Source organism: Streptomyces sp. NBC_01216 (genome assembly GCF_035994945.1).
Lineage (GTDB): Bacteria > Actinomycetota > Actinomycetes > Streptomycetales > Streptomycetaceae > Streptomyces.
On sequence record NZ_CP108677.1, the window covers coordinates 3,957,741 to 3,980,003 of the forward strand.

General features: G+C 72.9%; 20 protein-coding genes. 13 read left to right on the top strand and 7 right to left on the bottom strand.

The genetic code is table 11. From position 1 onward, the window contains the following. Nucleotides 1-55 precede the first annotated feature (55 nt). Complete coding sequence (locus OG393_RS17460; protein WP_327375581.1) at nucleotides 56-1,198, bottom strand: NADH-quinone oxidoreductase subunit D; 1,143 nt, start codon at nucleotides 1,196-1,198, stop codon at nucleotides 56-58. 172 nt (nucleotides 1,199-1,370) lie between these two features. After that, the gene (locus OG393_RS17465; protein WP_327375582.1) at nucleotides 1,371-2,483 is read right to left on the bottom strand and encodes an SAM-dependent methyltransferase; all 1,113 of its coding nucleotides are present in this window, start codon (nucleotides 2,481-2,483) and stop codon (nucleotides 1,371-1,373) included. Between the two features lie 97 nt (nucleotides 2,484-2,580). Between OG393_RS17465 and OG393_RS17470 the strand changes: the two genes are divergently transcribed. Further along, a complete protein-coding gene (locus OG393_RS17470) occupies nucleotides 2,581-3,786 on the top strand; it encodes a sensor histidine kinase (RefSeq protein ID WP_327375583.1) in 1,206 nt (401 codons plus the stop codon). A 19-nt stretch (nucleotides 3,787-3,805) separates the two neighbouring features. After that, nucleotides 3,806-4,480 carry a response regulator transcription factor gene (locus OG393_RS17475; protein ID WP_327375584.1) on the top strand — a complete coding sequence of 225 codons (675 nt, stop codon included), beginning with the start codon at nucleotides 3,806-3,808 and terminating at the stop codon, nucleotides 4,478-4,480. A 65-nt stretch (nucleotides 4,481-4,545) separates the two neighbouring features. Here the strand turns inward: OG393_RS17475 and OG393_RS17480 are convergent, their stop codons facing one another. Next, nucleotides 4,546-5,634: a DUF5937 family protein gene (locus OG393_RS17480; protein ID WP_327375585.1), complete on the bottom strand. Its 1,089-nt coding sequence runs from the start codon at nucleotides 5,632-5,634 to the stop codon at nucleotides 4,546-4,548. Between the two features lie 115 nt (nucleotides 5,635-5,749). Continuing rightward, nucleotides 5,750-6,931, bottom strand: coding sequence for a threonine aldolase family protein (locus tag OG393_RS17485; protein WP_327375586.1), 1,182 nt, complete (start codon nucleotides 6,929-6,931; stop codon nucleotides 5,750-5,752). A 124-nt stretch (nucleotides 6,932-7,055) separates the two neighbouring features. On the opposite strand from OG393_RS17485, the gene OG393_RS17490 reads away from it, so the two are divergent. The 10 genes from OG393_RS17490 (at nucleotide 7,056) to OG393_RS17535 (ending at nucleotide 15,178) form a co-directional block, all read left to right on the top strand. After that, entirely contained in the window at nucleotides 7,056-7,967 is a 912-nt protein-coding gene (locus OG393_RS17490; RefSeq protein WP_327375587.1) for a Rossmann-like and DUF2520 domain-containing protein, read from the top strand. Then, nucleotides 7,964-9,007, top strand: a complete 1,044-nt coding sequence (panC, locus tag OG393_RS17495) for a pantoate--beta-alanine ligase (RefSeq protein ID WP_327375589.1) — start codon at nucleotides 7,964-7,966, stop codon at nucleotides 9,005-9,007. Before OG393_RS17490 ends, panC begins: the two co-directional genes overlap by 4 nt. Next, a complete protein-coding gene (locus OG393_RS17500) occupies nucleotides 9,004-10,710 on the top strand; it encodes an L-aspartate oxidase (protein WP_327375590.1) in 1,707 nt (568 codons plus the stop codon). Before panC ends, OG393_RS17500 begins: the two co-directional genes overlap by 4 nt. Before the next feature lie 3 nt (nucleotides 10,711-10,713). Beyond that, nucleotides 10,714-11,754 (top strand): carboxylating nicotinate-nucleotide diphosphorylase, encoded by a 1,041-nt coding sequence (nadC, locus tag OG393_RS17505; protein WP_327375591.1) that lies wholly within the window; start codon nucleotides 10,714-10,716, stop codon nucleotides 11,752-11,754. Then, nucleotides 11,754-12,560, top strand: coding sequence for a type III pantothenate kinase (locus tag OG393_RS17510; protein ID WP_327375592.1), 807 nt, complete (start codon nucleotides 11,754-11,756; stop codon nucleotides 12,558-12,560). Before nadC ends, OG393_RS17510 begins: the two co-directional genes overlap by 1 nt. Before the next feature lie 182 nt (nucleotides 12,561-12,742). Further along, nucleotides 12,743-13,324 carry a hypothetical protein gene (locus OG393_RS17515; protein WP_327378462.1) on the top strand — a complete coding sequence of 194 codons (582 nt, stop codon included), beginning with the start codon at nucleotides 12,743-12,745 and terminating at the stop codon, nucleotides 13,322-13,324. An 87-nt stretch (nucleotides 13,325-13,411) separates the two neighbouring features. Further along, on the top strand, nucleotides 13,412-13,594 hold the full coding sequence (locus OG393_RS17520; protein ID WP_327375593.1) for a hypothetical protein: 183 nt from the start codon (nucleotides 13,412-13,414) through the stop codon (nucleotides 13,592-13,594). 132 nt (nucleotides 13,595-13,726) lie between these two features. Beyond that, on the top strand, nucleotides 13,727-14,149 hold the full coding sequence (locus tag OG393_RS17525; RefSeq protein ID WP_327375594.1) for a BlaI/MecI/CopY family transcriptional regulator: 423 nt from the start codon (nucleotides 13,727-13,729) through the stop codon (nucleotides 14,147-14,149). Between the two features lie 9 nt (nucleotides 14,150-14,158). Continuing rightward, nucleotides 14,159-14,698, top strand: a complete 540-nt coding sequence (locus OG393_RS17530; RefSeq protein WP_327375595.1) for an amino-acid N-acetyltransferase — start codon at nucleotides 14,159-14,161, stop codon at nucleotides 14,696-14,698. A gap of 144 nt (nucleotides 14,699-14,842) precedes the next feature. Further along, nucleotides 14,843-15,178: a histone-like nucleoid-structuring protein Lsr2 gene (locus OG393_RS17535; RefSeq protein ID WP_327375596.1), complete on the top strand. Its 336-nt coding sequence runs from the start codon at nucleotides 14,843-14,845 to the stop codon at nucleotides 15,176-15,178. On the opposite strand, the gene OG393_RS17540 is transcribed toward OG393_RS17535, so the two are convergent. Continuing rightward, nucleotides 15,157-15,753 carry an SCO3374 family protein gene (locus OG393_RS17540; protein ID WP_327375597.1) on the bottom strand — a complete coding sequence of 199 codons (597 nt, stop codon included), beginning with the start codon at nucleotides 15,751-15,753 and terminating at the stop codon, nucleotides 15,157-15,159. The two genes, OG393_RS17535 and OG393_RS17540, sit on opposite strands and share 22 nt — an antisense overlap. A 462-nt stretch (nucleotides 15,754-16,215) precedes the next feature. Here OG393_RS17540 and OG393_RS17545 point away from each other — a divergent pair, with 462 nt between their 5' ends. After that, nucleotides 16,216-18,741, top strand: a complete 2,526-nt coding sequence (locus OG393_RS17545; protein WP_327375598.1) for an ATP-dependent Clp protease ATP-binding subunit — start codon at nucleotides 16,216-16,218, stop codon at nucleotides 18,739-18,741. Between the two features lie 96 nt (nucleotides 18,742-18,837). Here OG393_RS17545 and OG393_RS17550 read toward each other — a convergent pair whose 3' ends face one another. Then, on the bottom strand, nucleotides 18,838-21,777 hold the full coding sequence (locus tag OG393_RS17550; RefSeq protein WP_327375599.1) for an NACHT domain-containing protein: 2,940 nt from the start codon (nucleotides 21,775-21,777) through the stop codon (nucleotides 18,838-18,840). Continuing rightward, complete coding sequence (locus OG393_RS17555; RefSeq protein WP_327375600.1) at nucleotides 21,774-22,115, bottom strand: trypco2 family protein; 342 nt, start codon at nucleotides 22,113-22,115, stop codon at nucleotides 21,774-21,776. The genes OG393_RS17550 and OG393_RS17555 overlap by 4 nt, the downstream gene beginning before the upstream one ends. Nucleotides 22,116-22,263: the final 148 nt, after the last annotated feature.

Below are 22,263 nucleotides of genomic sequence, written 5' to 3' on the forward strand. Positions count from 1 at the left end.
CGCTCCGGACCCCGGCGCCGGACCGGGCGCCCGGCGGGCCGGCACGCCCGCCGCGTTACTTGTCGATGTCGCCGACGACGAAGAAGAGCGATCCCAGGATCGCCACCATGTCGGAGACCAGCGTGCCGGGCAGCAGTTCGGTCAGCGCCTGGATGTTGTTGAACGAAGCCGAGCGCAGCTTGAGGCGGTACGGGGTCTTCTCGCCCTTGGAGACCAGGTAGTAGCCGTTGACGCCCAGGGGGTTCTCGGTCCAGGCGTACGTGTGGCCCTCGGGCGCCTTGAGCACCTTCGGCAGCCGCTGGTTGATCGGCCCCTGGGGGAGACCGCCGAGCCGGTCGAGACAGGCGTCCGCGAGATCGAGCGAGTTGTGGGTCTGGTCCAGCAGGCACTCGAAGCGGGCGAGGCAGTCGCCCTCCTCACGGGTGACGACCCGCAGCGTGTCCCGGAGCTCCCCGTACGCCAGGTACGGCTCGTCCCGCCGCAGGTCGAAGTCGACTCCCGAAGCACGGGCGATGGGCCCCGAGACGCCGTAGGCGTGAACGGCCTCCCGGCTCAGCACTCCGACGCCCCGGGTCCGGCCGCGGAAGATCTCGTTGCCGAGGACGAGCCGGTCGTACACGTCCATCCGCGAGCGGACGTCGGCGACGGCCTCCCGGGCCCGGCCGAGCCATCCGGCCGGCAGGTCCTCCTTGAGACCGCCGACCCGGTTGAACATGTAGTGCATCCGGCCGCCGGACACCTCCTCCATCACCGCCTGGAGTTCCTCACGCTCCCGGAAGGCGTGGAAGACCGGGGTGATGCCGCCCAGCTCCAGCGGGTACGAGCCCAGGAACATCAGGTGGTTCAGCACCCGGTTCAGTTCGGCGAGCAGCGTGCGGGTCCACACGGCGCGCTCGGGAACCTCCATGCCGAGCATCCGCTCGACGGCCATCACGACCCCGAGCTCGTTGGAGAAGGCCGACAGCCAGTCGTGGCGGTTGGCGAGCATGATGATCTGCCGGTAGTCGCGGGCCTCGAAGAGCTTCTCGGCGCCGCGGTGCATGTAGCCGATCACGGGCTCGGCCTGCCGGATGACCTCGCCGTCCAGCACCAGCCGGAGGCGGAGCACGCCATGGGTCGAGGGATGCTGCGGCCCGATGTTCAGCACCATGTCGGTGCTCTCCGCCGCCCCGCCGATTCCGACCGTCGTCTCCGTCATGGGGACAGTATCCCTGCACCGCCCCCGGGCCGTCGGCGGCGTCCGCACTCCGTCACCCGCCCACCGCCCCCGGGCCCCGCCCGCCCGCCGGGGGCACCCCCCGGCGGGCGGTCCCTGCCGAGCGGCACGGCACGGCGCCCCACCTCCGGGCCGGAGCGCCGTGCCGCGCCGGTCAGGGCAACCGGACCGCTGTCTCCGTGATCCTCCGGGTCAGCCACAGGAAGTCCCCGAGGCCGCCCCGGGCGGTCAGTTCGGCGGCCTCGCCCGCCGTGGCGAGCGCCCGCACATAGGCCGCCGGATCGCTCGACGCCAGGGCGAGCGGGGGCCGCCCGCCGTACACCCCCAGCCGTCCGAGCGCCTCGCGCTGCGTGAGCAGTTCCCCGGCGGGGAGCGACGGCCGCCCGCCGCCGGCCACTTCGCCAGGCGCGGCCGGACCGTGCGTACCGGAGAGCCCCCCGTCCTCCGCCCCCGAGCGGGGGAGTTCGGCCCCCGGGCCACCGCCCGCCGCCGCGCAGGCGTCCATCGCCACGTGGGACGTCAGGTCGCACGACCCGTCCGGCACCGGCGCGACCTCCCGCCCGGCCCGGAAGCCCGTCAGCGTGCCGAAGGGCGGCCGGGCGGCCCGTACGTGCCCGTAATCCACCGCCACCGCCGTCCCCGCCGCCATCGACCCCACCGCGCGCGCCCACGCCTCGTCCCGCGGGCGCCCGATCTCCGCGCGCCCGCCCGGCTCACGCAGCGGCCACCACCGCTCCAGCCAGCGCGCGTCCGGACCCGTCACGGGCCCGCCCAGCCGCTCGGTGCCGTCGGCGCTGACCTCCACATAGCGCGCGGTCCCCGTCTCGTCGGCCTGCGCCACGTCCACCGGTACGTTGTCCAGCCACTCGTTGGCGAAGAGCAGCCCCCGCAGCCCCCGCGGCATCCGGTCCGTCCACCGCACGCGCGGGTCGAGCCCGGCGGGCCGGGTCGCGCGCTCGACCGCGTAGGGGCGCACCGTGAGTCCCGCGGGCACGGCGGCCAGCACCCCCGCGACCAGCTCCCCGCGCCCCGCGCCCACGTCGACCAGCGCGACCTCCTCCGTCCCCAGTTCCCCGGCGACCTCCGTCAGCAGCCTCGCCACCGCCGCGGCGAAGAGCGCGGAGGCGTGCACCGAGGTACGGAAGTGCCCGACCGGGCCCTCGGGGCGCAGGAAGAAGCCGCCCGGCCCGTACAGCGCCCGCTCGGTGGCCTCCCGCCACCGCGGCCACCCCTCGCGCTCCCGCCACTGACACGTCTCATCCGTCACGGACCCCAGTCTCCACCTTGCGGAGTACGGCCTTCAGGTCAAGGATCGGCCCCACGGTTGACCCCTGCACCTATCCGCCTTCCCTACGCTGGGGCACGTGCAGCGCCTCTACGACTTCATCCGCAGACACCCGACGGGCGTCGACGGCTTCTGGGCCGTCGTCCTCTTCGGGTTCTCCATGCTGTGGGTGGGCTCGACCTACCCGGCGGTCCACCAGCCCGTCGCCTACGGTCTGGTCGCCGCGCTGCTGTGCCTGGTCGTGGCGCTCCGCCGGCGCGCGCCGGAGAGGATGCTGGTCCTCACGGTCCTGCTGGGCGTCGCCCAGCTCGTCTTCGGGCTGGTGCCCTTCCTCGCCGACTTCGCGATGCTGGTGATCATCTACACGGTCGCGGCGCACGACGGGCCGCGCTGGGCCTCGCGCCTGGCGCTCGCCGGCGGGCTCGGCGCCGCGACGCTCTTCCAGCTGCGCTGGCCCGGCCCGGAGGACATCGAATCGGTCACGTCCCGGGTCTTCTTCACCGTCATCATGACGGTGCCGTTCGCCCTGGCCTGGGTCCTCGGCGACTCACTGCGCACCCGCCGCGCCTATTTCGCGCAGCTGGAGGAACGCGCCTCCCGCCTGGAACAGGAGCGCGAGGCACAGGCCAAGGTCGCCGTGGCCGCCGAGCGCGCCCGGATCGCCCGTGAACTGCACGACGTCGTCGCCCACAACGTCTCGGTGATGGTCGTGCAGGCCGACGGCGCCGCCTACGTCCTCGACGCCTCGCCCGACCAGGCCAAGCAGGCGCTGGAGACCATCTCCTCCACCGGCCGTCAGGCACTGGCGGAGATGCGCCGGCTGCTCGGCATCCTGCGCACGGGCGAGCACCAGGAGGCGGGGGAGTACGTGCCGCAGCCCGACGTCGGGCAGATCGAGGACCTGGTCGAGACGGTCCGCGGGGCCGGGCTCACCGTCGACTTCCGGGTCGAGGGGACACCGCGCCCGCTGCCCAGCGGCGTCGAGCTGACCGCCTACCGGATCGTCCAGGAAGCCCTCACCAACACCCGCAAGCACGGCGGCCCGGACGCCGGGGCGAGCGTCCGCCTGGTGTACTTCGACGACGGTCTCGGACTGCTCGTCGAGGACGACGGGCGGGGCGCGGCCCACGAGATGTACGAGGACGGGGGCGCCGACGGCCGGGGTCACGGCCTCATCGGCATGCGGGAGCGGGTCGGCATGGTCGGCGGCACCCTGGACGCGGGTCCGCGTCCCGGCGGAGGCTTCCGCATCAGCGCCCTGCTCCCCCTCAAGACCGCCCACTAGAACGCCGCGAAGGAACCCCATGTCCATCCGTGTGATGCTCGTCGACGACCAGGTGCTGTTGCGCACCGGATTCCGCATGGTGCTCGCCGCCCAGCCGGACATGGAGGTCGTCGCCGAGGCGGGCGACGGCGTGGAGGCGCTGGAGGCTCTGCGCGCCACGGCCGTGGACGTCGTGCTGATGGACGTCCGGATGCCCCGGCTGGACGGGGTGGAGGCGACCCGCCGGATCTGCTCCCAGCCCGACCCGCCCAAGGTGCTGATCCTGACCACCTTCGACCTCGACGAGTACGCGTTCTCCGGCCTCAAGGCCGGCGCGAGCGGCTTCATGCTGAAGGACGTGCCGCCGGGCGAGCTGCTCGCCGCGATCCGTGCCGTGCGCAGCGGGGACGCCGTCGTGGCTCCCTCGACCACACGCCGACTGCTCGACCGCTTCTCGCCGATGCTGCCGAGCGCCGGCCACGACCCCGGGCACCGGGAGCTCGACCGGCTCACCGGCCGGGAGCGCGAGGTGATGCTGCTGGTCGCGCAGGGACTGTCGAACGGCGAGATCGCGGCGCGGCTGGTGCTGTCGGAGGCCACGGTGAAGACCCACGTCGGCCGCATCCTGACCAAGCTGGGCCTGCGTGACCGGGTGCAGGTCGTGGTCCTGGCGTACGAGACGGGCCTGGTGCGGGCGGGCGGTGGCGGGCGGTAGGGCGTGTTGCGGAATTGGTTCAGTCCGCCCGGAGGGCGGGGGCCGGGGGCCGGGGAGGGGCCCGCTCAACGCAGGACGCCGTCGAGGAAGTCGGTGCCCAGGCGGGCGACGACGGGGACGTCCAGCTGGTGCAGGACGTACCGGCCGCGACGCTGGGTGGTGAGCAGCCCGGCCTTCCTGAGGACGGCGAGGTGGCGGGAGACCTCGGGCGCAGTGATGCCGTACGCGTCGGCCAGCTCGCCCGTCGTGTAGGAGCCGCGGGCCAGGCTGCGGCAGATGCGCATCCGCATCGGGTGGGCGACGGCCTCCAGGCGGAGTTTGACCGTCTCGACGGGGGTGGCGCCGCCGAGGTCGCGGGTGGGGACGGGGTACTGGACGACGGGCTGCCAGCCCGGCGCGTGCAGCACGACCAGGTGCGGCCAGCCGAAGGCGGTCGGCAGGAACGTCACGCCCGAGCCCTGGGCGGTGGTGTGGCCCTGGAGCAGCTTGTCGACGACGATCCGTGACCCGTGCTCGTCCTCCTCCAGGCTCATCGCGGGGGAGGCGGCGGTGACCGCCTCGGCCAGGCTCCTGCGGCGCAGGAGCTCGGTCTTGTGGCGGGCGTCGGCGGCGAGCTGGACGCGCACCCTGCGCCAGGTGTCGGCGAAGAACGCCTGGTCGCAGTCCTCCAGCAGACGGCGGACCCAGGCGCGCGTGCCGGCCGGGTCGGCGAGCATCCGCTCCACGAAGGCGGCCTGGCGGGGGCCGCGGGCGGCGGCCAGGTCCAGGGCGCGCCGCCGCATCCGGGCGTCCACGAGCGGAGAGGGAGCGCCGTTGGCGTAGCGGCTGGCGCAGGAGATCTCCAGCGCCGAGGACACGTAGGTCTCGTCTTCCATCCGGTCGAGGTCGTCCAGTTCCTCCGCGAGCGTCTCGCGGGGCCGGGGCGGCAGCAGGATGTCGGACCGGGTGGCGCGCCACATGAAGTCCGCCTCGTGGAGCCGGTCGGCGAGCTCGGGCTTCAGCGCGGCGGTGGTGGCGGTGGTCCACGCGTGCAGCCGGGAGTGGTGGGCGGGCTCCGCGAGCGCGTGCAGCGCCGCGCCGAGTTCGGCCAGTGGCGAGGGGCAGAAGGAGATCCGCTCGTGCGGCAGTCCGGTGATGTCGATGGTCACGCTCACCTCCCCATGGTGCGGGAGGACGCGGGGCGGCCCGCGCCCGTTTGACGCGCGCCGTCAATCCACCGGCCGCCCGGCGGGCAGTCGGCCTCGCCGCGCCCGGCTGCCCACCGGGCGGTCAGGGCAGGTGGGACAGGAAGGCGGCGACCGCCTCGCGGACGTCGGCCTCCGTCCAGGCCAGGCCCGGCGCGGCGACCGTCACCTCCGTCGCCGCGACCCCCGGCGGCCCGCCCGCCCCCGGGGAGAACCAGCGGCGGAACAGGACCGTGTCCGAGGTCTCCGCCAGGGAGACCGAGGCGGCGGTCAGGGTCTCCGGGTCGTACGGCAACCAGACCCGGAACTGATGGGTGTGCGGTGTCTCGGGATGCACCCGGAACCAGGGCACCCCGGCCTCCTCGAAGCCCGCCCGCAGTCCCTCCGCCACCACGCGCGCGTGGGCCACGTACGAGGGCAGCCGCGGCAGCTCCAGGGCCAGGCCGCGCAGTGCGCTCAGCGCCGTCGGGAACTGCTGGAAGAGCAGGCCGCCATAGCGGTGGAGCCATACCCGGGCCTCCTCCACCAGGTCCTCGGGACCCGCGAGCGCGGCCCCGGACAGTCCGCCCAGCGATTTGTAGAAGGACACGTACACGCTGTCGGCGAGCCCCGCGATCTCCGGCAGGCCCCGGCCGAAGTGCGGGGCGCACTCCCAGAGCCGCGCGCCGTCGAAGTGCACCACCGCGTCGCGCTCCCGCGCGGCGTCCACCACGTCCACCAGCTCGGCCCAGGTGGGCAGCGTGAACCCGGCGTCCCGCAGCGGCAGCTCCAGCATCAGCGTCCCGAACGGCTCCGGGTGGTCGCGCACCTCCCGCGCGGTCGGCGTCCGTGGCTCGTCCGTGGGGTGCGTGGTGCGCAGTCCCGTGACCGCGCCCAGCGCGCCGTTCTCGTGTACCTCCGGATGGGCGAGCGGGTGCAGGGCGACCACCGGACTGCCGGTACGCCCCGCCCAGCAGCGCAGGGCCACCTGCTGGGCCATCGTGCCGGTGGGGAGGAAGACGGCCGCGGGGAAGCCCAGCAGCTCGGCCACCCGCCGTTCCAGCTCGGCGACCGGTCCGCCACCGTAGCTGTCGACCAGCTCGTGCGGGTCGGTGAACGCGGTTCCGCGCCCGGCCAGTTCCGCCAGCCGGCCGAGGCTTTCGCCGACCGTCGACTCCACCGGGGTGGTCCACAGCTTGCGGCGTGCCGCGGACCACGCCGCCGCCCTGCGCCGTCGTACGTCCGGCTCCGGCTCGTTCATCTCGTCCCTCTCGCCCGCCTCGTCCATGACCTGATCATCACAGCGTCGCCCACACCCTGTGGACAGGCCACGAGCGGCGCGAAACGCTGGCGTAGCATGACCAGAAATCGTCCGGTACCCCCCGCGGACTGGAACGGAAGGCCGTAGCCGCGTGAACCCAGCAGCAGAACCCCGAGCGGAGGACCGACCCGCCCGGCTCGGTGTCGGAGTCGTCGGAGCGGGCCGGGTGGGCCCTGCCCTCGCCGCCGCGCTCCAGCTCGCCGGGCACCGTCCCGTCGCCGTCTCCGCGGTCTCCGACGTCTCGCTGCGCCGGGCCGCGGAGCTGCTGCCGGACGTGCCGGTCGTGCCGCCCGCGCAGGTGCTCGAGCGAGCCGACCTCGTCCTGCTGACCGTCCCCGACGACGCCCTGCCGGGCCTCGTCGAGGGCCTCGCCGACACCGGAGCCGTACGCCCCGGCCAGCTCCTGGTACACACCTCCGGGCGGTACGGGACGCGGGTCCTGGACCCCGCCCGCCGGGCCGGGGCACTGCCCTTGGCGCTCCACCCCGCCATGACCTTCACCGGGACCTCGGTCGACATCCAGCGTCTGGCCGGATGCTCGTTCGGTGTCACCGCCCCCGTGGAACTGCGGCTGGCCGCCGAGGCACTGGTCATCGAGATGGGCGGCGAGCCCGAGTGGATCGAGGAGGAGGCCCGTCCGCTCTACCACGCGGCGCTCGCCCTCGGCGCGAACCACCTGGTCACCCTGGTCGCCCAGTCGATGGACCTGCTCCGTACGGCCGGGGTCGCCGCTCCCGACCGGATGCTGGGCCCCCTGCTGGGCGCCGCCCTGGACAACGCCCTGCGCTCCGGCGACGCGGCCCTGACCGGTCCGGTCGCCCGCGGTGACGCCGGCACGGTCGCCGCGCACGTCGCCGAACTGCGCAAACACGCCCCGGGCACCGTCTCCGGCTATCTCGCGATGGCCCGCGGCACCGCCGACCGGGCGCTCGCGCACGGCCTGCTCAAGCCCGAGCTGGCCGAGGATCTGCTGGACGTGCTCGCCGAGGGGGAAGACCGATGACGACCACCCCGTCCGACCCGGCTCCGGCCGGCCTCGCCCCGGCCCCGGGGCTCACGCCGGTGCGCACCGCCGCCGCGCTGCACGCGCTGCCCGACGGCGGCCGACGTGCCGTCGTCATGACGATGGGCGCCCTCCACGACGGGCACGCCGCCCTCGTCCGCAGCGCCCGCGCGCACGTCGGGCCCGACGGGTTCGTCGTCGTGACCGTCTTCGTCAACCCGCTCCAGTTCGGGGCGGGCGAGGACCTCGACCGCTACCCGCGCACCCTCGACGCCGACCTCGGGATCGCCCGCGCGGCCGGTGCCGACGCCGTCTTCGCGCCCTCGGCCGACGAGGTCTACCCCGGTGGCGAGCCGCAGGTCCGGATCAGCGCCGGGCCCATGGGCGAGCGACTCGAAGGCGCCTCCCGGCCCGGTCACTTCGACGGCATGCTGACCGTCGTGGCCAAGCTGCTCCACCTGACCCGCCCCGACGTGGCCTTCTTCGGCCGGAAGGACGCCCAGCAGCTGGCCCTCGTCCGCCGGATGGCCCGCGACCTGGACTTCCCGGTCGAGATCGTCGGCGTACCCACCGTCCGCGAGGACGACGGTCTGGCCCTGTCCAGCCGCAACCGCTACCTCTCGGCCGCCGAGCGCCGCACCGCCCTGGCCCTGTCCCGCGCGCTGTTCGCCGCCGGCGACCGACTCGCCGCCCAGCAGGCGCTGCGCGCGCGTGCGGCCTCGCTGCCCGCCTCGGAGACCCGCGCCGAGGCGCTGTCCCGGCTCGGCGAGGCCCGCGCCGCCGCGGACACCCACGCCGTGGCCCAGGCGACCGAGTGCGGCGGTGCCGACGCCGTACGGGCGGCGGCCCGCTCCGTCCTCGACGACGCGGCCAAGGCGGAACCGCCGCTGGCCCTCGACTACCTGGCCCTGGTCGACCCGGCCGACTTCACCGAGGTCGCCGACGACCACGCCGGCGAGGCGATCCTCGCCGTCGCCGCGCGCGTCGGGAGTACACGGCTGATCGACAACATCCCGCTGACCTTCGGAGCCACCAAGTGACCGGAATACGGCTGCACGCGCCCGCCCCGGGCTGGTCCATCGACGCCGACGTCGTCGTGGTCGGCTCCGGCGTCGCGGGACTGACCGCCGCCCTGCGCTGCGCCGCCGCCGGGCTGCGCACGGTCGTCGTCACCAAGGCCCGTCTGGACGACGGTTCCACTCGCTGGGCCCAGGGCGGCATCGCCGCCGCCCTCGGCGAGGGCGACACGCCGGATCAGCACCTGGACGACACCCTCGTCGCCGGCGCCGGCCTGTGCGACGAGGACGCGGTCCGGCTCCTGGTCACCGACGGCCCCGACGCCGTGCGCCGGCTGATCGACACCGGCGCCGACTTCGACAAGGCCGCCGACGGCACGATCGCGCTGACCCGCGAGGGCGGGCACCACCGGCGCCGGATCGCGCACGCCGGCGGCGACGCCACCGGCGCTGAGATCTCCCGGGCGCTCGTCGAGGCGGTGCGCGCCGACTCCGTGCGCATCATCGAGAACGCCCTGGTCCTGGACCTGCTGACGGACGCCGAGGGGCGTACGGCGGGGGTCACCCTCCACGTCATGGGGGAGGGGCAGCACGACGGCGTCGGCGCGGTCCACGCCCCTGCCGTGGTCCTGGCCACCGGCGGCATGGGGCAGGTCTTCTCCGCCACCACCAATCCGGCCGTCTCCACCGGCGACGGTGTGGCGCTCGCCCTGCGCGCCGGGGCGGAGATCTCCGACCTGGAGTTCGTCCAGTTCCACCCCACGGTGCTCTTCCTGGGCGCCGACTCCGAGGGACAGCAGCCGCTGGTGTCCGAGGCGGTACGCGGCGAGGGCGCCCATCTGGTCGACGCGGACAGCGTCCGCTTCATGCTCGGACAGCACGAGCTGGCCGAGCTCGCGCCCCGCGACATCGTCGCCAAGGCGATCATGCGCAGGATGCGGGAGCGGGGCACCGAGCACATGTACCTCGACGCCCGCCACTTCGGCGCCGAGATGTGGGAGCACCGTTTCCCCACGATCCTGGCCGCCTGCCGCGCCCACGGCATCGACCCGGTCACCGAGCCGGTCCCGGTCGCCCCGGCGGCGCACTACGCCTCCGGCGGCGTGCGCACCGACCTGTCGGGCCGGACCACCGTCCCCGGCCTGTACGCGTGCGGCGAGGTGGCCTGTACGGGCGTCCACGGCGCCAACCGGCTCGCCTCGAACTCGCTCCTGGAGGGCCTGGTCTTCGCCGAGCGCATCGCGCGCGACGTCACCGCGCTCGCCGCGCGGACCGCGGGCACTCCGGTGCCGCATCCCGCTCCGGTGACCCTTCCGCTGCCCGACCCGGGCGCCCGGACCCGTATCCAGCGGATCATGACCGAGGGCGCAGGGGTGCTGCGCTCCGCGCGGAGCCTGGCGGGCGCCGCCGGCGGGCTGGACGCCCTGCACGCCGAGGCGATGGCCGCGGCGGCGGGGGAACACGACGAACGCAAGGCGTCCGAGCCGGGCGTCGAGGCATGGGAGACCACCAACCTGCTCTGCGTGGCCCGGGTGCTGGTCGCGGCGGCGCGCCGCCGCGAGGAAACCCGTGGCTGTCACTGGCGCGAGGACCACCCGGAGCGCGACGACACGGTCTGGCGCCGGCACCTCGTGGTCCGCCTCGAACCGGACCGGACGCTCGACATCCGCTCCACCGAGACCCATGACTTTCCCCCCACCGCCGACGACGCACCCAGGGAGCCGTAAACCGTGAGCACGCCGAGCACGCCCGAAGAAGCACGTCCGCAGCCCGTGGACGTCCCCCTCATCCAGATCGGCGGGTCCGGCACGGCCGAGGCGGCTGCCGACGGCTGTGGTGACGGCTGCGGTTGCGCCGACGAGGTGTACGAGTGCGGCCTCGACCCGGCCCTCGCCCAGCTGCTCGCGGACGCCGGGCTCGACCCGGTCCAGGTCGAGGACATCGCCCACCTGGCCATCGAGGAGGACCTCGACGGCGGGGTGGACGTGACGACCGTGGCGACCGTCCCCGAGGACGCGGTGGCCACCGCCGACTTCACCGCGCGCGAGGCGGGCGTGGTGGCCGGTCTGCGGGTCGCCGAGGCGATCCTTTCCATCGTCTGCACGGACACCTTCGAGGTCGAGCGGCACGTCGAGGACGGCGAGCGGGTCGAGGCCGGCCGGACGCTGCTGTCGGTCACCACGCGCACCCGCGACCTGCTCACCGGAGAGCGCAGCGCCCTCAACCTGCTGTGCCGCCTGTCCGGCATCGCCACCGCGACGCGCGCCTGGGCGGACGCCCTGGAGGGCACCGGGGCCCGGGTCCGCGACACCCGTAAGACCACGCCGGGCCTGCGTGCCCTGGAGAAGTACGCGGTGCGCTGCGGCGGCGGCGTCAACCACCGCATGTCGCTCTCCGACGCGGCCCTGGTCAAGGACAACCACGTGGTCGCCGCCGGTGGCGTGGCCGAGGCGTTCAAGGCCGTGCGCGAGCTGTTCCCCGGGCTGCCCATCGAGGTCGAGGTCGACACCCTGCACCAGGTCCGCGAGGTCCTGGACGCCGGCGCCGACCTGATCCTGCTGGACAACTTCACGCCGCTGGAGACCGAGGAGGCCGTGGCGCTGGTCGCGGGCCGCGCCGTGCTGGAGTCCTCCGGGCGCCTGACGCTGGACAACGCCGCGGCGTACGCGGCGACCGGAGTGGACTTCCTCGCGGTGGGCGGGCTCACCCACTCGTCCCCGATCCTCGACATCGGCCTCGACCTGCGCGACGCCTCCGAGGCGGCCGCCTGATGCTCCTCACCATCGACGTCGGCAACACGCACACCGTCCTCGGCCTGTTCGACGGCGAGGACATCGTCGAGCACTGGCGGATCTCGACGGACCCGAGCCGGACGGCCGACGAGATGGCGGTCCTGCTCCAGGGCCTGATGGGGATGCACCCCCTGCTGGGCATGGAGCTCGGCGACGGCATCGAGGGCATCTCGATCTGCGCCACCGTCCCCTCGGTCCTGCACGAGCTGCGCGAGGTGACGCGCCGCTACTACGGCGACGTGCCGGCCGTCCTGGTGGAGCCGGGCGTCAAGACCGGGGTGCCGATCCTCACCGACAACCCCAAGGAGGTCGGCGCGGACCGCATCATCAACGCGGTCGGTGCCGTCGAGCTCTACGGCGGTCCGGCGATCGTGGTCGACTTCGGCACGGCGACGACGTACGACGCGATCACCGCTCGCGGGGAGTACGCCGGCGGTGCCATCGCCCCGGGCATCGAGATCTCGGTCGAGGCGCTGGGGGTCCGGGGTGCGATGCTCCGCAAGATCGAGCTGGCCCGGCCGCGCAGCGTGATCGGCAAGAACACGGTCGAGGCCATGCAGTCGGGCATCGTCTTCGGCTACGTCGGCCAGGTCGACGGTGTGGTGTCGCGGATGAAGCGCGAGCTGGTCGGCCGGGACGGCGACCCCTCGGACGTCACGGTGATCGCGACGGGCGGTCTCGCCCCGATGGTCCTCGGCGACTCGCAGGAGATCGACGAGCACGAGCCCTGGCTGACTCTGATCGGCCTGCGCCTCGTCTACGAGCGGAACGTCTCGCGCCTGTAGCCGCCGGCGGGCGGCGGCACGGGCCGCCGCCCCGGGTCCGCGGTGTACCGCCTCGCCCGCTCCGCCCGTCACCGCCCGGGAAGTCGACCCGGCGCCGCGCCCGGCGTGATCAATAAGGTAGAAATTGTCCGATTAGCGCGTATCGTCGCACCATGCCCACGCCATACGGATCCCGTGGCGGCATGGCGTTCAGTGCGGACGAGCTGCGTGTGCTCCGACGCGCCCTCGCCACCGCCCTCAGCCCTGCCCCCCTCCAGGACGAGGACGTCCGGGACTGCCTGCGTCTCGCCGAATCAGTGGACGACGCGGTCCGCGAGGCGGGCAGGCTGCGCGCCTTCCTCCTCGCCGACCTGGCCCGCTACCGCGAGGCCCTGCCGGGCTCGCTCGGCGGCTACCTGGTGCTGCTCCAGGACGCCCTGGAGGCCGGCTACGACCCCGACGCCGACGACCTCGCCGCCCTGCGCGCCCTGCGCGGCAATCCCCGCGCCGCCACCCTCCTGGAGCGCTGTCGGACCCTCGCGGAGCGCTCGGTGCGCGCCCGGCTGGCCCGCGTCTGCCAGGCGGGCGCCACCGCGGCTCCCGCTCCCCGCGCCCGGCTGCTCGCTCTGGCCGGCGGGCGCGCCGCCGACGAGCCCAAGCCCACGCCCGGCGGCCCGAAGCCGCCCGCGCCGGGCGAGCGTCCGGTACCCAAGCCCTCGGAGGTCTTCCCGCCGCGCCGCCGGCCCGTGCCGCCGCCCCCGCCCGAAGAACGCGCCGCCGGCTGAGAGCCTGCCGGGTGGCCTCTGGCCGGACGGCCCCTCACGGAGGGCCCGGGGCGCCGTCCGGGGATGCGCCTGGCTACTCTGGACGTCATGGACTACGTATCCGCGCTCCTGCCCCCCGTCGTGATGGCCGCGTTCTTCGTCGGTCTCGTGGTCACGATCGTCAAGAGCCAGGGCGGACCCAACAAGGCCAAGGAGGACGCGGCCGTCGACGCCGCCCTCACGCGGGCCGAGTCCGCCCGTCAGGCGGACGGCGCCGCCGCCGGCTCGTAGGACCCGCCGGCCCCACGTACTACAGCAGCCAGTACACGGACGTACGGTCGATTTCAGGCCGTACGTCCTTTTTGTTGGGCTTCCCGCCTCGATAAACGACTCATTCCCGGCATCGCGCACTAGGGTGGCCCTGTGCCCCGTCAATTGGGAGACCTGGAAGACGCCGTCATGACGCGCGTCTGGCAATGGAACCGCCCGGTGACCGTCCGGGAAGTCCTGGAGGATCTCCAGCAGGAACGGTCCATCGCCTACACCACCGTCATGACCGTAATGGACAATCTCCATCAGAAGGGCTGGGTGCGCAGGGAAGTCGAAGGGCGCGCCTATCGATATACCGCGGTCTCCACCCGCGCCGCCTACTCGGCCGCGCTGATGAACGAAGCCTGGTCGAAGAGCGACAACCCCGCCGCGGCGCTCGTCGCCTTCTTCGGCATGATGTCGTCCGAACAGCGCGAGGCGCTCGGCGACGCGATCCGCATCGTCGGCCACAACGCCCCCGAATCCGTCCCCCCGCCCGCGGAGGGCGCCGGTGGGGCGGGGAGCGAGGGGCGATAGCGTCCCCCCATGGCGTCCCCCGCACCCGAATCCGTTCCTGCCCGCAGAACCGTCACCGTACGCCGAGCCCGCACCGGTGATGTCGCCGCCGTCCGCCGACTCGTCGACCCGTACGTGGGCCGGGGCATCCTGCTCGACAAAGCCACCGTGACGCTTTACGAGGACATCCAGGAGTTCTGGGTCGCCGAGCGCGACGAGGACGCGGTCGTCGTCGGCTGCGGCGCGCTCCACGTGATGTGGGAAGACCTCGCCGAAGTGCGCACGCTCGCGGTCGATCCCGAGTTCAGGGGCGCCGGTGTCGGTCATCTGGTGCTCGACAAGTTGCTGCACACCGCCCGGTGGCTGGGGGTGCGCCGGGTATTCTGCCTGACCTTCGAAGTCGGCTTCTTCGCGAAGCACGGCTTCGTCGAGATCGGTGAGACTCCGGTCGACGGAGATGTCTACAGCGAGCTCCTGCGTTCCTATGACGAGGGTGTCGCCGAGTTCCTCGGTCTCGAACGAGTGAAGCCGAACACCCTGGGCAACAGCCGGATGCTTCTGCACCTGTGACCGTAACGAACGGACGGAGCCCTATGTCCGAATCGCGTATGTTTCCCGCGTTGCCGGGCATCTGAACCTCTGCCGGGGGTTTGTGTTTTTCCGGGAAAAGCGGTTTCCTTTCCGCGTACTGCATTTTCGATGAAAGGAAATCCGGTGGCACAGAAGGTTCAGGTCCTTCTTGTCGATGACCTCGACGGTGTCGAGGCGGACGAGACCGTGACGTTCGCGCTGGACGGCAAGACCTACGAGATCGACCTCACCACCGCCAACGCGGACAAGCTCCGTGGCCTGCTCGAGCCGTACACCAAGAGCGGCCGGCGTACCGGCGGCCGCGGTGCCGGTGCGCGCGGCAAGGGCCGGGTCGCCGCCGGCGGCAGCCCGGACACCGCGAAGATCCGCGCGTGGGCCAAGGAGAACGGCTACAACGTGAACGACCGCGGCCGTGTGCCCGCCGAGATCAAGGCGGCCTACGAGGACGCGAACCGCTGAGGCGTCAGCTGCTGGGCGTCCGGTCCGCCGGTACGCGCGCTCAGCAGCCGCACCCGATGGCAGGCCGCGGCGGCGGCGGCCACGAGGCGCGCGAGACAGGGGGCGCCCGCACCGCCCCGGGCGACCGCCTGCAGGGCCGGGAGCGAGGACTCCACCTCGCGTCCGGGCTCGGGGGCGCGCAGCCACACCGCGGCGCCCGGTGTGCCGGAACCGCTCCATCCCGGGGGAACGGGGGCGGTCATCCGGCCGCCCGCGCCCAGCGCGGCGAGATCCAGCGAGATCCCGCCCCATTCCAGCCAGTCGAGCAACCCCGGCAGTTCCTCCGCGCTCCCCGCCGCCACCAGGAGCCGCATCCGCCGCCCCATGAGGGCCACCGGCCCGACGGCGGTTCCGGCCCTGCGCAGCACGGCACGACCCGCCGCCGTGGGCATCTCCAGGACGTCGAAGCGCAGCCCGGTCACCAGCTGTGCCGGCTGTCCCGTCCCGTGCGTCGTGGCCCAGCCGAGCTCGTGCTCGTACCACCGGGCCAGACCGCCGTCGAGCGGTGAGCGGGGAGGCGGGACGGTGAAGGACATGTCAGGGAAACGCCCGCGCACGGCTCCTGGTTACGCCCGCCGTGACCCGGTGTCCTCGCTCGGGTGCACGGAGTGTCCGCGATGAGGGCCTACGGGCGCATTCGAGAGCGCATGGATGTTCGCCCTTAGCGGAGGGAACCGGGGTGTGCCGCATGGACTGTCGGTGCTTACGGGTAAGACATTCCTAGTGGGAAGGGGCGACTCGCGGGCTTTGGCGTCTCACGTTCGCCATCGGCGTACAGATGGCACGGGTAACTGCTTGGCCTGCGGGAACATCGTCTCGCACCATCGGGTTGGAGCATTTGTCGGTTGTTCGGCAGCAGGTCTCCCCGCTTGAGAGGGGGTGATCCGGACGGATGTCGGCAGTTGGAATGAGCGGTCCCCGCTTGCGGGACTAAGCTGCGGAAGGACAGGGAGGGGATCGACCCCTAACTGACTGACCGCTCTGAGGAGCGATTAACGATGTTCGAGAGGTTCACCGACCGCGCGCGGCGGGTTGTCGTCCTGGCTCAGGAAGAAGCCCGGATGCTCAACCACAACTACATCGGCACCGAGCACATCCTCCTGGGCCTTATCCACGAGGGTGAGGGTGTCGCCGCTAAGGCCCTGGAGAGCCTCGGGATTTCGCTCGAGGCGGTCCGACAGCAGGTGGAGGAGATCATCGGTCAGGGGCAGCAGGCCCCGTCCGGGCACATCCCCTTCACCCCTCGTGCCAAGAAGGTCCTGGAGCTGTCGCTCCGCGAGGCCCTCCAGCTCGGCCACAACTACATCGGCACCGAGCACATTCTGCTCGGCCTGATCCGCGAGGGCGAGGGCGTCGCCGCCCAGGTCCTCGTGAAGCTGGGCGCCGATCTCAACCGGGTGCGGCAGCAGGTCATCCAGCTGCTCTCCGGCTACCAGGGCAAGGAAGCCGCCACGGCCGGCGGTCCTGCCGAGGGCACCCCCTCGACGTCCCTGGTCCTCGACCAGTTCGGCCGGAACCTCACCCAGGCCGCTCGCGAGTCCAAGCTCGACCCCGTCATCGGGCGCGAGAAGGAGATCGAGCGGGTCATGCAGGTGCTGTCCCGCCGCACCAAGAACAACCCGGTGCTCATCGGCGAGCCCGGCGTCGGCAAGACCGCCGTCGTCGAGGGACTGGCGCAGGCCATCGTCAAGGGCGAGGTGCCCGAGACCCTCAAGGACAAGCACCTCTACACCCTGGATCTCGGCGCACTGGTCGCCGGCTCCCGCTACCGCGGTGACTTCGAGGAGCGCCTGAAGAAGGTGCTCAAGGAGATCCGCACCCGCGGCGACATCATCCTGTTCATCGACGAGCTCCACACCCTCGTGGGTGCGGGCGCCGCCGAGGGCGCGATCGACGCCGCCAGCATCCTCAAGCCGATGCTGGCCCGCGGTGAGCTCCAGACCATCGGTGCCACCACGCTCGACGAGTACCGCAAGTACCTGGAGAAGGACGCGGCCCTCGAGCGCCGCTTCCAGCCCATCCAGGTCGCCGAGCCGTCGCTGCCGCACACGATCGAGATCCTCAAGGGTCTCCGCGACCGCTACGAGGCCCACCACCGGGTCTCCATCACGGACGAGGCCCTCGTCCAGGCCGCGACCCTGGCCGACCGGTACATCTCGGACCGCTTCCTGCCGGACAAGGCGATCGACCTGATCGACGAGGCCGGTTCCCGGATGCGTATCCGCCGGATGACCGCGCCGCCGGACCTCCGCGAGTTCGACGAGAAGATCGCCGGCGTGCGCCGGGACAAGGAGTCCGCGATCGACTCCCAGGACTTCGAGAAGGCGGCTTCCCTCCGCGACAAGGAGAAGCAGCTGCTGGCGGCGAAGGCCAAGCGGGAGAAGGAGTGGAAGGCCGGCGACATGGACGTCGTCGCCGAGGTCGACGGCGAGCTGATCGCCGAGGTCCTCGCGACCGCCACCGGCATCCCGGTCTTCAAGCTGACCGAGGAGGAGTCCTCGCGGCTGCTCCGCATGGAGGACGAGCTCCACAAGCGCGTCATCGGCCAGAAGGACGCGGTCCGCGGTCTGTCGAAGGCGATCCGCCGTACGCGCGCCGGTCTGAAGGACCCGAAGCGCCCCGGTGGCTCGTTCATCTTCGCCGGCCCGTCCGGTGTCGGTAAGACCGAGCTGTCCAAGGCGCTCGCCGAATTCCTCTTCGGTGACGAGGACGCGATGATCTCCCTCGACATGTCGGAGTTCAGCGAGAAGCACACGGTGTCCCGCCTCTTCGGTTCCCCGCCGGGATACGTGGGCTACGAGGAGGGCGGCCAGCTCACCGAGAAGGTGCGCCGTAAGCCGTTCTCCGTGGTCCTCTTCGACGAGGTCGAGAAGGCCCACCCCGATATCTTCAATTCCCTTCTCCAGATCCTGGAGGACGGTCGTCTGACCGACTCCCAGGGCCGGGTCGTGGACTTCAAGAACACGGTCATCATCATGACGACCAACCTCGGGACCCGGGACATCTCGAAGGGCTTCAACCTCGGCTTCGCCGCCCAGGGCGACACGAAGTCCAACTACGAGCGGATGAAGGCCAAGGTCAGCGACGAGCTGAAGCAGCACTTCCGGCCGGAGTTCCTCAACCGTGTGGACGACGTCATCGTCTTCCCGCAGCTCACCCAGGACGACATCCTCCAGATCGTCGACCTGATGATCGGCCGGGTCGACGAGCGTCTGAAGGACCGGGACATGGGCCTCGAGCTCTCCCAGCCCGCGAAGGAACTGCTCGCGAAGAAGGGCTACGACCCCGTTCTGGGCGCCCGGCCGCTGCGCCGGACGATCCAGCGCGAGATCGAGGACTCGCTCTCGGAGAAGATCCTCTTCGGCGAGCTGCGACCCGGTCACATCGTGGTGGTGGACACCGAGGGCGAGGGCGAGGAGAAGACCTTCACCTTCCGCGGCGAGGAAAAGTCGGCGCTGCCCGACGTCCCCCCGATCGAGCAGGCGACCGGCGGAGCCGGCCCGAACCTCTCGAAGGACGCGTGACACCGCGCTGAGCGGCTGAAGGGGCTGCCCCGGACCGGTACGGAGACGTACGGGCCGGGGCAGCCCCTTTTTCCGTTTCCGCGCCCCGTCAGGCGCTCAGGGCTTCAGCACGAGCCGGTCGCCGAGCGGCTTGCGGCCCAGGAGCAGCCCCCGGGGAACGCCCTCGACCGTCAGCCGCAGGCCGGGCAGGTCGTGCAGCGGCGCCAGGTCCAGCCGCGGGCCGTCCCGGAGAGGGTGGCGCAGGGTGAGGTCGTTCAGCCGTGGCAGCCCCGCCACCGTCCTCAGATCGGAGGGCAGCACCCGTACGGAGTCCAGGACGAGGGTCTCCAGACGGTCCAGCCGGGCGAGCCCCGCGAGGTCCGTCAGCCGCGCACAGCGCTGGAGGGCGAGCGTGTCCAGACCGCCCGCGAACGGGGCGAGCGGCGCGAGGCAGGTCAGCCAGGGATTGTCGGCGATGGTGAGGCCGCGCAGCGGATGACCCGCGAGACACGCCGTGATCTCGTCCAGGGGCAGCTCGTCCTGGAGGATCAGGTCGGGGGCGTGCCGGAGCAGCGGCAACTGGGCAAGCTGGTCCCGGTCCCTGACGAAGAGCGCCATGCCGTCCAGCGGGATGCGGGTCAGCACCTCGCGCGCGTACGCCTCGGCGGGGAAGCGGGGCCAGTTGAAGGCCAGGGCCACGGCGTTGTCCGGGTGGGCGTAGGCGCGTGCGTAGGGGACGGCGTCCGCGCCGCCGATCTCGCACACGAGCTGCAGCGCGAGGCGCGCGGTGTCCCGGGCCGGCGTCCCGGGTCCGGGAAGCAGAGCCAGCGCGAAGGGCCCCAGCCGGGCCAGCTGGACCAGTTGGGCGGTGCTGCGGGGTGGCAGCACGGACGCCACCGCCGTCCGCACCCGCGCGTGCAGGGACTCCGAGAGCCAGGCCGCGTGCTGGGTGGCGAGCGCGGCCAGGACGTACAGGGTGGCCTTGTGGTCACGGTTCCGGGTGGCGGAGCCCGCGGCGAGCAGCCCCGAGACCAGCACCGGAAGTTCGCGCCGGGAGCAGTGGCCCGCAGCCAGCAACAGCACGTCGTGCCACTGCTGTTCGTGGGTGTGGCGCAGCAGCTCGGACAGCAGGTCGTCCTCGACGAACTCCTTGGCGGCCAGGAAGTCCTGGAAGGTGCGGTGGGTGAACTGGTAGACGTCTTCGGTGCGTTCCTGGAGCAGGCCGGTGCGGTTGAGCAGATGGGTGAGGACCTCCTCGGGCGTGCCCTGTTCCGCGACCCGCGGCATGCCCGGCAGCGCCCGGGCCACCTGGTGCAGCGCCTGGTTCCGGGTGAACTCGGTCTGGCCGCCGCGCACCAGCCACGCCGCCAGCCGCTGGAGGAGTTGCCGGTGCTCCTCCACGGACATGCGGATGCCGTCGGGGGCGTCGATCCGGCGGCGTTTGTCGCGGGTACCGAGGAGGAGCGCGAGGGCCGATTCGTACAGGGCCCAGCGGGACTCGGGCAGGAAGCCGTCGCGTAACCGGTGCAGCGCGCAGATCACGGCGCACAGCAGGGGGGTGCGAGCGAGGTCCGCGAGGGTGGGGTTGTGCCCGAACTGTCGGGCGAGATCGTGTTCGAGGGCGTCGAGGTCGTCGTGCCCCCGCCCGTCCCCGTCGTCGAGCCCGGCCGCTCGGTGCCAGGCGGTGACGAAGGACCGGATGTCGTCGTCCCGCATGGGCAGGAGGGTGACTTCCTCGAAACCCTCGGAATCCAGCCAGTCCGGCGGGACGGCCAGGGGGCGTACGGTCGCGAGGCAGCGGGTGCGCGGCCAGCGGGCGAGCAGACCGGACAGCCAGGCGTGCGCGGCCTCCCGGTCCTCCCGCGGCACCTCGTCGAGCCCGTCGACCAGCAGCAGGGCCCGGCCCGCCGCCAGGACGCGACCGGCCCAGCCGTCGGGTGCGGGATCGACCATCAGGCCCGCGACGGCGGGGATTCCGGCGGGGGTGGGGAAGGCGGAGCCGCGGGCCCGCAGGGTGCGCAGCGGGACGACGAAGGGGACGAGCCCGTTCAGCCCGGCGAGCCGCGGTCCGAGGGTGCCGGCCGCCGCGTGCGCGGCCAGCCACCAGACGAGCGTCGTCTTCCCGGCGCCCGCGTCGCCCCGGAGCAGCACCCGAGGGCGCGCCGCGAGCAGCTCGTCGACGCGCTGCGGGCCGGCGCCGCCGTCGGCCGCGGGCGACGTGGCCTCCAGGGAGAGGTAGGCGGTGTCCAGATCCCATTCGGCGGCGCGCCGGCCGAGCTCGTCGAGTCCGAAGATCCGGGTGCGGCCGTAGGCGGCGCGGAGGGCCTCGGCGTAGTCCTGCTCATAGCGGGAGTCCGCGCCGGTGTGCCGGCCGCGGAGGTGCGGGGCGGGTGGCGGCGTACCGGTCGCGCGGAGGAAGGCGGCGCGGAAGTCGTCGTCGGCGACGATCGCGCCGAGCGGGACGCACTCGACGCGGCGGTGGCCCCGGCCGCGCGGGACCTCCTTGACGATGCCCAGCAGGGCCTCGTCGGTGAAGACCGGTGCCCCGGACAGCCCCGCCAGGGGTGAGGTGCCGTCGGCGCGTTCGGCCGCCGGAGACCGGTCGAGTTCGAGGACCATGGTCCGGCGGATGAGCCCGGCCAGTGGGAGGACGGTGCCCGTGTACTGGTCGCACTCCAGCCGGTGCCCTCCGTCGTAGCGCTGGATTCGGGGGAAGCCGAGGATCTCGCATCCGGGCAGCGGGCGTTCGGTGGCGAGGGTGCCGAGGCGGACGGTCGTGGCGGAGTTCCCCAGGGTGGCCACGAGCCCCGGGATGAGACTCTCCGGTGCCTGGAGCAGCGCGGCGTCGAGTTGCCGGTCCGACCAGATCACCCGGCAGGGGAACGGTTCGCGGCGGCCGGGTACGGACACCAGGGCGGGGTGACCGGTGTCCGGCACATGGGCGCAGGTCAGGACGGTGTCGTCGGTGAGGAGTACCCCGCTGCCCTGCTGTCCGGAGTGCGGGGAGCGGACGGCGACCACGCCCCGCCCCGGGAGACGCGTGGGTGGGGGCGTCATCGGGCAACGGGCCCGGCACCCGCGTCCCCGAAGCCGGAGGTGTCGCCGAGGTCCTCGTGCCCGACGAGCCAGGAGTCGCCGGTGGCCGCGTCGCGGGGCTTGAGGGTGAAGGAGACACGGTGGGTCTCGCCCCGGCTGCGGGACGCGTCCGCGCCGGTCTCGGCCACCCACGCCTTGACCTTGGCCCCGCCCTTCATTTCCCTGCGTAGTTCGATGCTGAACTCCATCTGGATGTCGCCCACTTCGAAGGCGACGGGCCGTCCGGTGGCGCGGGCGGCGGCCTCCACGAGCTGGTCGCGTACGGACTCGATGGCGTCGGCGAGTTCGATGTCGGTCATGATCCGGAACGTACCGGGAGGAGGCGGCGGCGGGGGCCGGAGGAGCCGGATCGTGATGTGGAGGGGGCCCGGGAAGGGGTGGGAGGCCACCGGGAGGCGTGCCCGCGGTGTCCGCCAGGCCGTCGGCGCGCCCGTGAACGCGCCGCGG